Origin of the sequence: Flavobacterium petrolei, from assembly GCF_003314435.2 — a bacterium.
In the GTDB taxonomy this organism is placed as follows: domain Bacteria; phylum Bacteroidota; class Bacteroidia; order Flavobacteriales; family Flavobacteriaceae; genus Flavobacterium; species Flavobacterium petrolei.
On the sequence record NZ_QNVY02000002.1, the window covers coordinates 171,435 to 186,221 of the forward strand.

Sequence of the window (14,787 nt, forward strand, 5' to 3'; positions counted from 1 at the left end):
GTTCTTTAAAAATATTGAAATAACAACAAAAAAATTAACATAATGACTTTGGGGATATACCACCTTTTTGATATCGTTTTATTATTTACTTAACCAAACGCGCATCAATGAGAGTAAACGTTCTACATCAATAGGTTTAGTGATATAATCGTTTGCGCCTGCATCAATACATTTTTGTTTGTCGTCTTTCATCGCTTTTGCGGTTAGTGCAATTATGGGTAAGTTTCTAAACTTTATTTGAGAGCGGATGCGTTTCATGGCTTCGTAACCATCCATTTCGGGCATCATAATGTCCATTAAGACTAGATCAATATCAGAATGTTCTTCTACCATTTTTAAGGCATTTTTACCGTCTTCGGATTTAATGACTTCCATTCCGCGTTCTTGTAGTATTTTTGATAAAGCAAAAATATTTCGCATGTCATCATCAACTAATAAGATTTTTTTTGAATGAAATATAGCCTCTTTATCGTGCAAATTATGGATCATCATTTGTTTTGATTTTGGCAAACTACTAATGGTTCGGTGAAGAAAAAGCGCGGTTTCATCCAGCAATCGTTCTTCTGATTTTATACCTTTTATGATAATACTGTCTGAGTATTTGTGCAGTAGATTATTTTCTTCTTTGGTAAGTTCTTTTCCGGTGTATACGATGATCGGAGGAAGGTTGTGGCCTTTCATTTCGCTCAGCGTATGGATCAGTTCAAAGCCAGTCATGTCAGGCAATCCAATATCCAGAATGATACAATCTATATGATTATTCTCAAATAATGCTATCGCCTCTTTTCCAGTTGCTGCTTCGTAACATTCTACATCACCGGTACCAATGAGTATTTTAATTGCTTTTCTGGAATTTTCACTGTCTTCAATAATCAACAGTTTTTTTATTTTTCTGTCAACAAAATTCTCAATCCTATTGAAAGCCTGTTCCAGTTCCTCCTTTGCTATTGGTTTCATCAGATATTCTACTGCACCTTCTCTAATGGGTTCCAGCGAACGGTCATTTGCGGATATAATATGGACCGGAATATGTCGTACAGAAGGATTTACTTTTAATTCATGTAGCACTTGTTTTCCATTGATTCCAGGCAATCCCATATCGAGAATGATGGCTTGCGGTTTGTATTTTATAGCAAGTAAAAGCCCGTCTTCGCCAGAAGAAGCGGACAGACATTTGAATCCTTTTTTGTTGGCTTGTTTTAAAAGTATAGCCGCAAAATTGCGATCATCCTCAATAATCAGCACTATTTTATCATCGGTTTTTATGAGCTCTCTGTCGTCTTGAATGGTCGGATAATTTAAATATTTAACGTCATTCTCCGAGCGTCGAGGAGCTGAAATTGGTTGCACTGGAATTTCTTGCTCAGACTCTTGTGCAGGATAAATTGCTAGTGGAATAATAAGAGAAAAAGTAGATCCTTGGTTTAAATTACTGCCTACTTTTATTTCCCCTTCCAATAATTTGGCGAGTTCTCGTGAAATAGAAAGTCCAAGTCCTGTACCACCATATTTTCTAGAAGTACCGCCTTCCGCTTGCTGAAAAGCTTCGAATATTGCCGATTGCTTGTCTTCTGATATTCCAATTCCTGTATCAGTAACAGAAATGTTTAAAGTAGTTTCCGTATAAGGTTCGATGCGTATGGTCACACTTCCATTTTCGGTAAATTTGATCGCATTAGATAAAAGATTTTTCAATATTTGATTCAAACGTTGAGAATCGGTATGGATGAAATCAGGTAAATCTGATGCTAATTCACACAGTATAGTTAATCCTTTTTGTTCCGCTTGATGTTTAAAATCACGAAGTAAATTATGACTGAAATTTTTGAGGGATACTTTTTCAATATTTACATTCATTTTTCCGGCTTCAATCTTGGATAAATCCAATACTTCGTTTATTAATACCAGAAGATCATGACCACTTTTATAAATTATTTCTGCGCTTTCAACCTGTACAGCATCTAAATTTTTCTTTCTGTTCTCGGATAAATCTTTGGAGAGAATTAACAAACTATTCAGAGGCGTTCTTAATTCATGCGACATGTTTGCAAGAAATTCCGATTTGTATTTACTGCTAATTTCGAGCTGTTTTGTTTTCTTTTCAATATCATTTTTTGAAGCTTCAACTTCTTTGTTTTTCTCCTCCAATGATTGCGTCTGCTCTTCTAGTTCTTCGTTGGTCATCTGCAATTCCTCTTGCTGTTGCTTGAGATTTTGCGCTTGCTGTTCCAATTCTTCATTTAACTGTCTGAGTTCTTCTTGTTGAATTTGAAGTTCTTCTGCTTGATTTGAAAGTTCTTTGTTTGCAAAACTTAATTCAACAGCTCTTTTTTCTTTCTCTTGATTTTGATAGGCGAGTTCTTCATTTGCAATCGCTAACTCTGCTGCTCTTTTTTCTTTTTCGTCATTTTGATGCGCCAATTTATTATTGGCAATTGCTAATTCTGCGGCTCTCAATTCTTTTTCTTCTGCTTGTTGAACAGTATTTACACTGATAGCAATACTTCTCATTGATACATCAATGAATTCTTTTTCAGTTTCGGTAAAATCACTAAGCTTACCAATTTCTATAACACCTATGGTTCTGCCGTCAAGTAAAATAGGAGTAATAAGCAAGCTTTTTGGTTTCGCATTCAATACTGATGATGTAATACGGATCTGATCTTCTGAAATATCTGTTAATGAAATTTGTTTTTGTTCCCACGCTGCCTGACCAATTAATCCTTCATTCAATTTGAAAATTTCGGTGGTATCTTTGGCTGAAGTAAAAGCAAATTTTCCAGTTAATATCAAGGTATTGTCCTTTTCATTAAGTAGGTAAACGGCTCCAATATTGGCTTTAAGATAAGTACATAAAAAACTAATCGTACTATTTGCCAATTGTAGTATGTTTTGATTTCCAATAAGTTTTTTGTTAAGTTCAGAGTTACCTGTAAGCAACCAATTTTTTCCAGCAGTTTGTGCCTCAGAATTTTTAAGTGCTTTCAAATTTGTTGCAATGATGGTGTATACAGCGATAAGAATCATCCCAATAACCAACAATAATACAGCAAAAACAAAATTAAACTTACTGGCATCATCCTGACTTTCCTGAATTCTTTGAGCAAGTAATGTGCGTTCTATTTCCTGCGCCTGTTCAATTATTTTTCTTATTTCATCTTGAATTTGTTTTCCTTCACGTGAAGCAACAAAAGCTCTGGCTTTCTCAAAATTAATTTTGCGATATGTAACTCCTGTATTTAAATTCTCTAACCTAAGTTTGATTTGTTTTGAAAGCTCCTCAATATTTTTTTGTTGAGTAGAATTGTCTTTCGTTAATTTTTTTACCTTTTCAATTTTCTCAATCAACTTTGAATTTGCTGATGCAAAGGTTCTCAAAAAAATAGCATCACCAGTTATGATATATCCTCGTACGCCAGTTTCTGCATCAATGGAATATTTCAGTATTTGTTCGAATTCATATAAAACAGTATTGGAATGGTTTACTAAAGTATTTGAAGCAACAAATTTTTCAGTATTTTTAAATGAAAAAATCGCAACACCAAAAAGTACTATCGCACAAGCAATAAATCCAATAATTATTTTTCTTCCTAGGTTCATTTGATAGTATTATTTGTAATGGTAATGCTGATTATTTGTTCTTTTGATCTATTGTTAGCAGTAACTCAATTATTTTCTCTAATGACAAAACATAATCCGGGATTATGGCTGCAATTGCTGACTTTGGCATATATTCAGATTCAGCTGTTGTTGGGTCTTGAATAATAGCTAAACCACCGTATTTTTTTATTCGAATAATTCCATTTGTTCCATCACTGTTAGATCCTGTAAGTACTATGCTAATTAATTTATTTTTAAAGACCTCGGCGGCTGATTCAAATAACACATCGATGGATGGTCTGGCAAAATTTACACGCTCGTCAATTGTAAGTGAAAAAGTTTTATCCTTTTCAATCATCAAATGATAGTTTGGAGGAGCAATGTATATGTAGCCTTTTGTGATTTTTTCTTTTTCATCAGCTTCTTTTACATTCAGATGACTTTTGTCATTTAAAAGATGAATCCATTGACTATCAGATTGTGCGCTTAAGTGCTGCACAATGATAATTGGAATACTAAAATATTTCGGTAAGGATGATGATAAAAATTTTAAAGCTTTCATTCCTCCCGAAGAAACGCCTATTACAATTGCCTCATAATACATTCTTAATATTTCTTTTTGAATATTCGTTGTTTTGTGTCTAGCTCGATATAATGGGCGTACAAATCAGAAAATCGTAAACTTTCTTTTGATCCCAAACATAAAACCCCACCATTTATAAGGCTGTTATAAAAAAGAGTTTGAACTTTATTTTGTAAATTTTTATCAAAATAAATCAGCACATTACGACATAAAATCAAGTTTACTTCTGCAAATACACTGTCGGTTACTAAATTATGATTGGCCCAAACAATATTTTTTTTTAATGATTGATTCATAATAACGTGATCATAATTGGAAGTGTAATAATTCGAAAAAGATTCTTTTCCTCCAGCCAATTGATAATTAGACGTATATTCTTTAATCATTTTATTCGAAAAAATACCATCTTTGGCGCGATTCAAAGCCATTTGGTTAAAATCAGTTGCGTATATGGTTGTGCGGTCATACAAACCTTCTTCTTGCAATAATATAGCCATGGAATAGGCTTCTTCTCCAGTAGAACAGCCAGCATGCCATATTTTTATAAAGGGATAAGTTTTCAAAATAGGGATAACATTTTCTCGTAATGATCTGTAAAATAAAGGATCACGAAACATTTCTGTTACCGTAATGGATAAATCTTGTAACAGTTCTGAAGTAAATGTCGCGTCATTTAAAACCTTTGATTGGATTTCAGCAACATCTTCAAATTGCGACACCGCCATTCTATTCATAATCCTGCGCTTGATATGGGCTTGGGAATACTCTCTGAAATCATAACCATGTTTCTGATAGATTGCTTCCAATAACAATGAAATTTCCAAGTCTGATGTCTCTTTATTTCGCATCTTTTTTTAACAATTTTGGTTTTTAATTTGGAACAAATTAAAAAAACCAGTTTTAATCTTTACCTTAATTTCGAACAAAATCAGCATGCATTACATACGATCCATGTACCAATTTAATTCTTTCTCCATTTTTTGATATTTAAAAATAGCGGTAATTATTTTTTGCAGTCGAACGAAAGCAGTCTCGCTTTTTACTACATAATCAAACGCTTTGTGATGCATGCAATTTACAGCTACTTCAATTTTATCTTGAGAGGATAACATTATAACCGGAATTTCAGGATTGAAAGCCTTTACTTGGTCCAAAGTCTCGAGACCATTCATAGCGTTTTCTACAATACCATCAAGTTGATAATCTAATATTACTACATCAGGATTATTAGACAAATTTGCTATGCAGAGTTCTCCAGTTGGATAGGTTTCGACTATGAAATCAGCATTTTCTAAAAAATCGATTTCGAGGGATTTCAAAAACAATGCATCATCGTCTACAAGAAATATTTTTACTTTATTGTTGGTGTTCATTTATATGGCATTTTTAATTATGTTTAATTCTTCCTGAAGTTCCTCGCATGCTAGTAAAAAATTTTTTTTCAATTCCAAAACCAGATTTGCTACTTCTTTAGTTTTGTCTTCTGTAAAATTAATGCACTTGTCTTAGTTCTTTGGTTTAAATTGACCAAGTCAATATGTTGTATTTTTTGGATACAGTTTCTTCTTTATCTTTAACTTTCCTATTAAATTGCAAATGTTGGATTTATTAAAAAGGTGTAATTTTATTATGAAATATTGTTAGTTTCCCATTTTTGCGATGAAGTGTAAGAGGAGCATCCGTGACGCATCCATTTACAACAGCGTATTGATATACTGCTTTTACTTTTTGAGGGTTGATTAAATTATTAAAGTAATCACAACCAATTAAACTGTTACGATTAATTCCCGTAATGTTTATTGTTTCATTAACGTCCGAAATTTTTACTGCAGGATTTAATGAGATTGTAGGGTCTAGAATGACTTCAATCAAGTTTCTGGTATATTTTGATACGTAACTATATATGATTTCTATTTTTATTAAATTTTTTATCAAAAATTGATTTAACTATTTTCTCTACTTACCAATTTCTTCAATTGGGTTGCGTCTTTTGTCTTTTAGTTGTTTAAAATGAGAAGGGGATAGGCCTGTAACTTTTTTAAATTGGCTGGATAAATGAGCCACACTACTATAATTCATTTTCCATGCAATTTCCGTAATATTCAATTCGCCATAAATTATCAACTCCTTGATGCGCTCCGTTTTATGGGAAATTATAAATTGTTCAATCGTGGTTCCTTGCACCTCCGAAAATAAGTTAGACAAATAGGTGTAATCATGATTGAGTTGTTCGCTCAAATAATCCGAAAAATTAATTTTAATGGGTTCAACCGTATGATGCACCATTTGTATAATTACATTTTTAATTTTTTCGATTAACATGGATTTTTTATCATCCATCAATTCTAGTCCAGAATCTAAAAGTGCCGCTTTTAAGAGTTGTCTTTGTTCCATAGAAATATTTTCCATGATTTCTACTTCGCCAAGATCAACAACCATAAAGTGAAGTTTTAGCTTTTTCAATTCCTCTTTCACTGCCATTTTGCAGCGATTGCTTACCATGTATTTTATATATAGTTTCAAATATTTTTATTTTACAGTTTGCGCAAATTTACTTTTTCAATTTAAAGATACATCATAAAATTATAGTTTTAAGTTATTAAATAATCTGTTGTCAAGTCTATTTTGCTTTTTTAGACTGATACTTCAAATTAAATTATATTTAAAACACGACTATTTGTCTGATTTTATTAATTTTACGTTGTGTTTCTTTATGTAAAAATAATCCTTTAGAAAAAAATCACTTTGTTTTTATATGTTTTTTTCTATTTAATTTTTCTAATTCTTTTCTCGTAGTTTCATTTAACAAAGAAACTAATATCATTTTTAATTATAAAGTGTATTTTAATTCTCGTATCCGTTTTTTATCGTTGTTGAAATCATTTTGAACTGGACATTCGCATTAAAAGAATGGGTGCAATGTGCCGGTATAATTATTCCATCTCCCAATTTGAGATTGTGTTTTATTTCATCAATAAATACTTCAGCTGTGCCGTCTATTATCTGAACATAGGAATCAAAAGGGGAAGTACGTTCTGCTAATTCTTCGCCTGCATCAAATGAAGAAGCAGTTATGTTACCAGTTGTTTTTTTTATAATAGTTCTACTTAAAACGGCATTGGGAACATATTGAATGATTTCTACTATAATGTGGGATTCTGATTTTTTTAACTCGCTATTGTCGAATGAATTGATCTTTAAGGACATATTTTTTTTATTTCTTTAGGTAGATATTATATGAGGGTTTAAAGGTAATTTCAGGGAATTAAAAATTTGTTACATAATTATTTCTAAAGCTTGTTTAATTATCACTATTGTTTTCCTGCTAATTGGCAGTGTTTTTTGGACAAATAACTTCTTGTTTTGAAAGGCCAACATAATTAAAATCCGATGTTTTATTCTTATTTTTCGATTAAAGCGGGAATTAATAGCCAGCGGATTTTATAAAAAAAATTTAATTGGTATTTAATCCAGAGGAAAAGAATTAATCCAATCTAATGATTTTATGGAAGCTACTTTATTTTCTGCGTTCATCGTAACTCGAAGTTCTTTATTGGCGACTTTTTTAGAGTACAAAGCTTTATAGCGAAAAACGGTTGTGTTTTCGAAGTTATTTCTATAAGCTTCCACTAATTGAAGATCAATAAAAGTTCCATAATATTGACGAAATCTATTACATGTTTTTGATAACCGCTCAACAGTCGTGTTTTTAATTACTGATGGCGTTGCCTCACTTGAAGTAAAAGGTTTGAATTTAGAGGTGTTACAAGTCATCAAAACTCTTTTTCCTAATTCATACGCTTTACTCTTTTGGTTTTCACTAATTTCAGCTAATCCAATTTTTTCGATTTTAGCTACTTCGGGTTCAGTGACCACTTTTTTTGATTTACATCCAATAAGTAAAAGAATAGTTAAAACAATAATTAATTTTTTCATGATTTATTTTATTTTTAATAAGATATTAGGGTCTGGACAGTTTTCTAAATAGTGATTCAAATCACTTGCACTGCAGACACCGGGATAATCGCCAAAGGAATTTATAATTTTTTTTATAATTTGAAAATGTAAATGCGGGGCATAATCCCCATTTACGGTAGCATCACCCAAAGTGGCTATTTGCTGTCCTTTTTCATAAAGATCTCCAATTTCAATGTGACTGATACTTTCTAAAGACAAGTGCCCATATAACGTATAAAAGGTGTACTCTTCAATTTTATGTTCTAAAATTATAGTTGGACCATAATCTCCCACGCCTGTATTGTAATTAAAACTATGGATAAATCCGTCAACTGCAGCTAAAACAGGTGTTCCCGCTTTAATCCATAAATCTAAACCAATGTGAATATTACGTTCTTCAGTTTTTGAATCGTTGAAGATTTCACTTCTTTTGTATAAATTTCTTATTTCGTTATAACCTCCGTAGGCTACTTTGGCATTGTTTTCCGTCAAATAGTTTTCGATATATTTTTCGAAATCTACGGCATTGTCAATATTACGTTCTCTGAGGGTTTCGTTTTTAATGGATAAATCCAAAGGAACGTATTGATTGTAATCAATTTTTGCGTCTATCACTTTAACATTTTCAATGTAGTGTAAGAGCGTTTCTAATGCTATCATGTATAGTATTTTTTTTAAAACACTAAATTTAAATAAAAAATGCCAACATAAAAATTTTACGTTGGCATTATAACTTATAATTTAGAATTAAGCCATTCAATTATTTAGAAAACTAATTTTAGAATAGCATTGAGTTTCTTAATCTTGTAAACAAAGCTTTCCCTTTTGTGAAATCTATTCTATTACTATTTTTTTATCTCCACTTTAGCTTCTCCGCCAGAAACATTCACGCTGGTTTTAGTTTTTCCATCTTTGGTAGTTACGTTTACTCCATCAGTACTTATTTTTATGGCAGTACTGTCTTTGGCTTCAGTAGAAACTGTGGTAGTTTTTTGGTCAGAAGTTTCATTTGAAGTTTCTGTTTGCGTTTCAGGTGCAGGTACAACGGCATCTTCTTTTTCTTTGCAGGAAACAATAGTAATCATTGCTATCATTCCTAAAATTAACCTTATTTTTCTCATTTTGTTTATATTAAAATTGTTAAATTATTAAACAAGGTAACGTTTTATTTGTTTGAATTTAAAATAAAAAAAATCCTAACCATTGCTGATTAGGATTTGTATCTTAAAATAAATTTTAGTAAAGACTAGGATATTTTGAAGGATTTACTTCATTCATCATTTTATAAACTTTTTCAAAAATATCTTCTGCAGAAGGTTTAGAGAAATAATCTCCATCGGTTCCATAAGCAGGCCTATGAGCTTTTGCAGTTAATGTTTGCGGTTTACTGTCTAAATAATTGTAAGCGTCTTGTTGCTCAATTACTTGTTGTAAAATATAAGCTGAAGCCCCACCAGGAACATCTTCATCAATTACTAACAGACGATTTGTTTTAGCAATACTTTTCACCACATCCTGATTGATATCAAATGGAAGCAAAGATTGTAAGTCGATTATTTCACAATCAATTCCAACTTCAAGTAATTCTTTGGCGGCTTGCTGAACTAGTCGTAAAGTTGAACCATACGAAACTAATGTAATATCAGTTCCCTGTTTCAAGGTTTCTACAACTCCGATTGGTGTTTTAAATTCACCATAATTTAACGGCATTTTTTCTTTTAATCGGTAGCCATTCAAGCATTCAATCACTAAAGCAGGTTCATCACATTCTAACAAACTGTTATAAAAACCGGCTGCTTGTGTCATATTTCTAGGTACCAAAACGTGAATCCCACGGATGGCATTGATAATCATTCCCATAGGAGAACCAGAATGCCAAATTCCTTCTAAACGGTGGCCACGCGTACGTATAATTAATGGTGCTTTTTGTTTACCAACTGTTCTATATCGTAGTGTTGCCAAATCGTCACTCATGATTTGAATAGCATACAATAAATAATCTAAATATTGAATTTCGGCAATTGGACGTAAACCTCTCATGGCCATTCCAATTCCTTGACCTAAAATAGTAGCTTCACGAATTCCGACATCGGCAACGCGAAGTTCTCCGTATTTTTCCTGCATCCCTTCTAAACCTTGGTTTACATCGCCAATAGCTCCTGCGTCTTCTCCAAAAATTAATGCTTCAGGATATTTGGTGAAAATAGCGTCAAAATTATCACGCAAAATCATTCGTCCATCAGTATCTTCTTTGGCATCTTCAGGATAAACTGGTAAAACTTTTTCAACAGAAAACACATTTAATTCAGTTTCTGAAAATAAGTTGCTGCTAAAATTCTTTTGGGTTTTAATTGTATAATCTGTAATCCATTGCGATAATTCTTGCTTTCCATTTTCATTTAGGATTAAACGCAATACTTTTCGGGCTGTTACCAAAATTTCCTTTTTCAAAGGAGATTTGATTCCGCTTAAATCAGCAATGAATTTTAATATTGTTTCCTTATTATTACTGGATTCCCCTATTTTTTGCAATAAAACAACTAATTCTTTTTGCTCTTCAACTATAGGTTCTATAAAAGCATTCCAAGCGGCTTTTTTAGCTTCTAAAACGTCTTTTTTAGCTTGAACATCAATAGCTTCGATTTCCTCAGGTGATGCAATATTAATCGCAATCATCCATAATTTCATTTGACGAATACAATCAAAATCTCTTTCCCATGCCAATCGGTCAGCGTTTTTGTATCTTTCGTGAGAACCTGAACTCGAATGTCCTTGAGGTTGCGTCAATTCATTTACGTGAATCAAAACTGGAATATGATTTTCTCTGGCAATTTCAGCAGCTTTCTCATAAGTAGCAATCAAGTCTGCATAATCCCAACCCTTTACTCTTAAAATTTCAAAACCATTGGTATCATGATCTCTTTGGTATCCTTTTAAAATTTCGGATATATTTTCTTTTGTAGTTTGGTGTCTGGCATGAACAGAAATTCCATATTCATCATCCCAAACACTCATTACCATAGGAACTTGTAAAACTCCAGCGGCATTTATTGTTTCAAAAAACAATCCTTCGGATGTACTTGCATTCCCAATGGTTCCCCATGCAATTTCATTTCCTGCATTAGAAAAATTCATAGCATTTGGTATTCCTGTAACTTGTCTGTATATTTTTGATGCTTGAGCAAGACCTAATAATCTTGGCATTTGTCCGGCTGTAGGAGAAATATCGGCACTAGAGTTTTTTTGCTTTGTTAAATCTTTCCAAGAACCATCTTCGTTCAAACTATGCGTGGCAAAGTGACCGCCCATTTGTCTTCCGGCTGACATCGGATCTTGTTCAATATCAGTATGACCGTATAGTCCGGCAAAAAATTGTTGCATTGTAAGTTCACCAATAGCCATCATAAAAGTTTGATCGCGATAATATCCAGAACGGAAATCGCCATTTTTGAAAGCTTTTGCCATTGCCAGTTGTGGCACTTCTTTTCCATCACCAAAAATCCCAAATTTGGCTTTTCCAGTCAATACTTCCTTACGTCCTAATAAGCTGCATTCTCTGCTTATTATGGCTGTTGTATAGTCCTTTAAAACTTCAATTTTGAAATCTTCAAATGTCAATGTACTATTGGTTTTTTCTTTTATCATAATTGAAAAGTATAACTTTGAATTGCAAATTTACTTAAAAACAACCTATTTTCATAGTACATTAAAAAAAATAGAATTTAATTTTTGTAATTTATTCTATGAAAAAGAACTTTATTTTTTTACTATATGTAATTTTATACTTTAATTACTAAGAATAGTTCAATAAATAGGGATAATAATATTGGATTAGAACCATTTTCGATTAAAAAGATTGATTAATGTTTTAGGAGAAAAAGTTACAATAAAACGTATTTTTTCATTGTAATTATCTTGTGAAATTTCCCATCCATTGTTAGAGTACACCGGAAAATACAATTCAAAATAGTCTGTGACTAAATTTAGCCGAATTCCACTGTCATAAACAAATCGTTGTTTCACATCCTTATTTTTAATAAACCCAACATCACCATATACTTCAATCCAGTTCCAAATACTATAACTTGCATTAAAGCTGGTAATCCATCGATTGGCAAAAGGTGTTGCAATTTTTGATTTAAAACCACCTTCCGCTATTACGTATTGTTGACTAAAAAGTCCAGTGCTTTCGGATCTTCCAAAATAATTGTAATCAAAAAGGTAATCCGTTGGTCTGTCTAATGCAAAACTGAAAAAATCGGATTGCGTCTTATTGTACAAAAAACTTCCCGCATAGAAGCGCAAATTAATTTGGCGATTGTCTTCAAAGAGTTTTCGGTATTCAATTTCACCAGTGATTTTTCCGAATTTTCCAGAAATTTGTAAATCCGTAGTAAAATTGAAATGATTGGTAACCTCCGTTTTTGTATTAATGTATCGCGCATTAAAAACTGAATAATTTTCAGGGGAATTATCAATTACCAAAGCACTTTTCTCTTTATTCACAATTACTTGTCGAAACAAGAAAAGTTGTTTTCTGTTATCTCTAAAATTAGGTTCTCTAATTCGCAACTGTATGGCCGGATTCAGTCTAAAATAAGAAGCATCTTCTGCATAATGAAAATAAGAACCGCTGATAGAATATCGGGCATTGTATAGGTTACTTTTTCTAAAATTTTGGTTGACTACAAATACAGCAGAACCGGATAAATTATTCGATTTAGTAGAGTAGGACGGATTCACATCAAAAATAAATGGTTTTTCCAGAATGGTTTTATTGTGCAGTCGAAGTCCCGGAGTTATACCATCGTATAAATTGTAATATATTGATGGAACATATAATACTTGATTGTAATAGGGGTCCTCCAAGTCTTTCATAAATACAAATTTAACGGGACGATTATTCGGAAAAAAACCTTCTAATTTTTTCCAGTTATTTCTTAAATTGTACTCTGGTACTTCGTTTTTCAGATTTAATACGATCTTATCAATATTATTTCGAGGAATTGTAAAAGTGCTGTCACATTCTTCGATATCCAGCCATTGCTTAAAAACAATTTCTCCTTTTTTGGTACCATAAATTGGAATAGGAATCGGAGCTCCTGTGCGGTTTTTGACAGAAAAAGTGATACTGTCTTTGGTTTTTGTTACACTCGAAAATTTATAATCAATGATGTCTCTTGAATTAATAATGGTATTAAAAAACCAATTGATATCCTTATTGCTGTTTGATTTTATGATTGTTTCAAAATCAGATCTGGAAACCTGCGTAATTCGATTTTTTTCGTAAAATTGTTTAATACTGTTCAGCACAGCATTGCTTTGTAAATAGTCATCAAGAAACCGAATACTTAATCCCGCTCGATATTTACTTGCTATTTGTTCGTTGAATTTCACTAAAGTGTTTTTTGGATCTCCCAACGGCTGATCGAGATTTTTTCGAGCCATCAACATATAAAAATAGCTGTATTGACCATTAAAATCAATATTAGTTAGATTGAAACTTTTAAGCAAGCGGATGTTGGAGGCACTTCCCATCATTTTTGCTTTGGGATGATTTTCGTCCATATATTTCATCATTGCAAAAACCTGAATTCCATCATAAATCCAATTATCTTTTCTTGGATCCAAGTGCAAACTCTTTTTTAAATATTCATTTAAATAGGTTTTCAAAAATTTAATTTCGAAAATAAATTCATCTGGAAACGGACTTAAAAACGACGGAAGTTGATTCAATCCATAAAAAGGATTTTTTTCGTAATCCGTTTGCGAAACTATAATCTTATCGTAAGGATATTTTCCAATTAAATTATGGGCAAAGTTTACAATTCTATCAATTACAATCGCTTTTTGAATATTGTCTAATTTGTTGTTTTTTAAATCAGTCAGCACTTCAACGGAGCTATTTTTGTAACTCTCAAAACTGGATTTAGGTTCAATAATAAGACTGAAATCAGTTCGGTTATTTCCTGATAATCGGTAATATAAAAAGTCATCATTTCCAGTTGTTTTCTCGCTATTTAAGTCGGAAGTGGCGACTAATGTTTTAGGAATTTTAAGGTCAATTTCAAAATCAGAAACAGCATTGGCAATATCATCCAGATTGTTATTACTGTTTTTTACAAAAGAATGATTTTCATATCGGGCAGGAGTAAGGTACCAGTTTTTGAGGTTAAAACTACCATTGTTAGTATAACCATATTTAGTAAACTTGTCACTAGGAATTTTGGTGATGTAGGAAAGATGTAAAACTACTTTTTGATTTGGAAGTAACGAATTTTTAAGTTTAACAACAATATAATCAGGATTATTATCTGTTCTTTCCCAAGATAAAAACTGTTGAGTGGCATCATTAATAATCAAATTTATTGTACTACCGCGTTCCTCTTCTTTGGCTAAATGAAAACCTCTGTAAAATTCATCCGAAAACCGCTTGGCAAGTGGTGTATTTTTATTGGAAAATGCATGATTCCAGTCATTCAAAACAATCGAATTCAAAGTATCATCCGACTGATTAACAAAAATAATTTCCTGCTTAATAGCTAGTGTTTTATTAGCAGCATTAACCTCAACTTTCATCTTAGATTGATGTTGGGCATATTGATTGAATGACGTTAATAAAATAAGGAATTGAAATATTATTTTAA

General features: G+C 32.0%; 12 protein-coding genes. All 12 read right to left on the minus strand.

All coding sequences use genetic code 11. From position 1 onward, the window contains the following. Nucleotides 1–81 precede the first annotated feature (81 nt). Nucleotides 82–3,600, minus strand: a complete 3,519-nt coding sequence (locus tag DR871_RS07250; protein ID WP_113665899.1) for a response regulator — start codon at nucleotides 3,598–3,600, stop codon at nucleotides 82–84. A 31-nt stretch (nucleotides 3,601–3,631) separates the two neighbouring features. Then, nucleotides 3,632–4,204 carry a chemotaxis protein CheB gene (locus DR871_RS07255; protein ID WP_113665898.1) on the minus strand — a complete coding sequence of 191 codons (573 nt, stop codon included), beginning with the start codon at nucleotides 4,202–4,204 and terminating at the stop codon, nucleotides 3,632–3,634. Nucleotides 4,205–4,206: 2 nt separating this feature from the next. Then, on the minus strand, nucleotides 4,207–5,031 hold the full coding sequence (locus tag DR871_RS07260) for a CheR family methyltransferase (RefSeq protein WP_113665897.1): 825 nt from the start codon (nucleotides 5,029–5,031) through the stop codon (nucleotides 4,207–4,209). 90 nt (nucleotides 5,032–5,121) lie between these two features. After that, on the minus strand, nucleotides 5,122–5,556 hold the full coding sequence (locus tag DR871_RS07265; protein ID WP_113665896.1) for a response regulator: 435 nt from the start codon (nucleotides 5,554–5,556) through the stop codon (nucleotides 5,122–5,124). Nucleotides 5,557–5,791: 235 nt separating this feature from the next. Continuing rightward, complete coding sequence (locus tag DR871_RS07270) at nucleotides 5,792–6,055, minus strand: nitrogen regulation protein NR(II) (RefSeq protein ID WP_129752534.1); 264 nt, start codon at nucleotides 6,053–6,055, stop codon at nucleotides 5,792–5,794. Between the two features lie 84 nt (nucleotides 6,056–6,139). Then, nucleotides 6,140–6,685, minus strand: coding sequence for a helix-turn-helix domain-containing protein (locus tag DR871_RS07275; protein ID WP_113665894.1), 546 nt, complete (start codon nucleotides 6,683–6,685; stop codon nucleotides 6,140–6,142). A 342-nt stretch (nucleotides 6,686–7,027) separates the two neighbouring features. Beyond that, nucleotides 7,028–7,390 carry a cupin domain-containing protein gene (locus DR871_RS07280; RefSeq protein WP_113665893.1) on the minus strand — a complete coding sequence of 121 codons (363 nt, stop codon included), beginning with the start codon at nucleotides 7,388–7,390 and terminating at the stop codon, nucleotides 7,028–7,030. A 258-nt stretch (nucleotides 7,391–7,648) separates the two neighbouring features. Further along, nucleotides 7,649–8,119, minus strand: a complete 471-nt coding sequence (locus DR871_RS07285; RefSeq protein ID WP_113665892.1) for a hypothetical protein — start codon at nucleotides 8,117–8,119, stop codon at nucleotides 7,649–7,651. A gap of 3 nt (nucleotides 8,120–8,122) precedes the next feature. Then, complete coding sequence (locus tag DR871_RS07290) at nucleotides 8,123–8,800, minus strand: peptidoglycan DD-metalloendopeptidase family protein (protein WP_113665891.1); 678 nt, start codon at nucleotides 8,798–8,800, stop codon at nucleotides 8,123–8,125. 185 nt (nucleotides 8,801–8,985) lie between these two features. Next, on the minus strand, nucleotides 8,986–9,261 hold the full coding sequence (locus tag DR871_RS07295) for a hypothetical protein (protein ID WP_113665890.1): 276 nt from the start codon (nucleotides 9,259–9,261) through the stop codon (nucleotides 8,986–8,988). Nucleotides 9,262–9,376: 115 nt separating this feature from the next. Then, entirely contained in the window at nucleotides 9,377–11,785 is a 2,409-nt protein-coding gene (locus tag DR871_RS07300) for an alpha-ketoacid dehydrogenase subunit alpha/beta (protein WP_113665889.1), read from the minus strand. A gap of 186 nt (nucleotides 11,786–11,971) precedes the next feature. Further along, nucleotides 11,972–14,719 (minus strand): gluzincin family metallopeptidase, encoded by a 2,748-nt coding sequence (locus DR871_RS07305; RefSeq protein ID WP_113665888.1) that lies wholly within the window; start codon nucleotides 14,717–14,719, stop codon nucleotides 11,972–11,974. Between the last annotated feature and the right edge of the window lie 68 nt (nucleotides 14,720–14,787).

Excerpts from the sequence above, each read along its gene's own strand:
- DR871_RS07280 (WP_113665893.1), bottom strand. The coding sequence starts at position 7,390 with ATGTCCTTAAAGATCAATTCATTCGACAATAGCGAGTTAAAAAAATCA.
- DR871_RS07260 (WP_113665897.1), bottom strand. The coding sequence starts at position 5,031 with ATGCGAAATAAAGAGACATCAGACTTGGAAATTTCATTGTTATTGGAA.
- DR871_RS07290 (WP_113665891.1), bottom strand. The coding sequence starts at position 8,800 with ATGATAGCATTAGAAACGCTCTTACACTACATTGAAAATGTTAAAGTG.
- DR871_RS07295 (WP_113665890.1), bottom strand. The coding sequence starts at position 9,261 with ATGAGAAAAATAAGGTTAATTTTAGGAATGATAGCAATGATTACTATT.
- DR871_RS07250 (WP_113665899.1), bottom strand. The coding sequence starts at position 3,600 with ATGAACCTAGGAAGAAAAATAATTATTGGATTTATTGCTTGTGCGATA.
- DR871_RS07305 (WP_113665888.1), bottom strand. The coding sequence starts at position 14,719 with ATGAAAGTTGAGGTTAATGCTGCTAATAAAACACTAGCTATTAAGCAG.
- DR871_RS07285 (WP_113665892.1), bottom strand. The coding sequence starts at position 8,119 with ATGAAAAAATTAATTATTGTTTTAACTATTCTTTTACTTATTGGATGT.
- DR871_RS07265 (WP_113665896.1), bottom strand. The coding sequence starts at position 5,556 with ATGAACACCAACAATAAAGTAAAAATATTTCTTGTAGACGATGATGCA.
- DR871_RS07300 (WP_113665889.1), bottom strand. The coding sequence starts at position 11,785 with ATGATAAAAGAAAAAACCAATAGTACATTGACATTTGAAGATTTCAAA.
- DR871_RS07275 (WP_113665894.1), bottom strand. The coding sequence starts at position 6,685 with ATGGTAAGCAATCGCTGCAAAATGGCAGTGAAAGAGGAATTGAAAAAG.
- DR871_RS07255 (WP_113665898.1), bottom strand. The coding sequence starts at position 4,204 with ATGTATTATGAGGCAATTGTAATAGGCGTTTCTTCGGGAGGAATGAAA.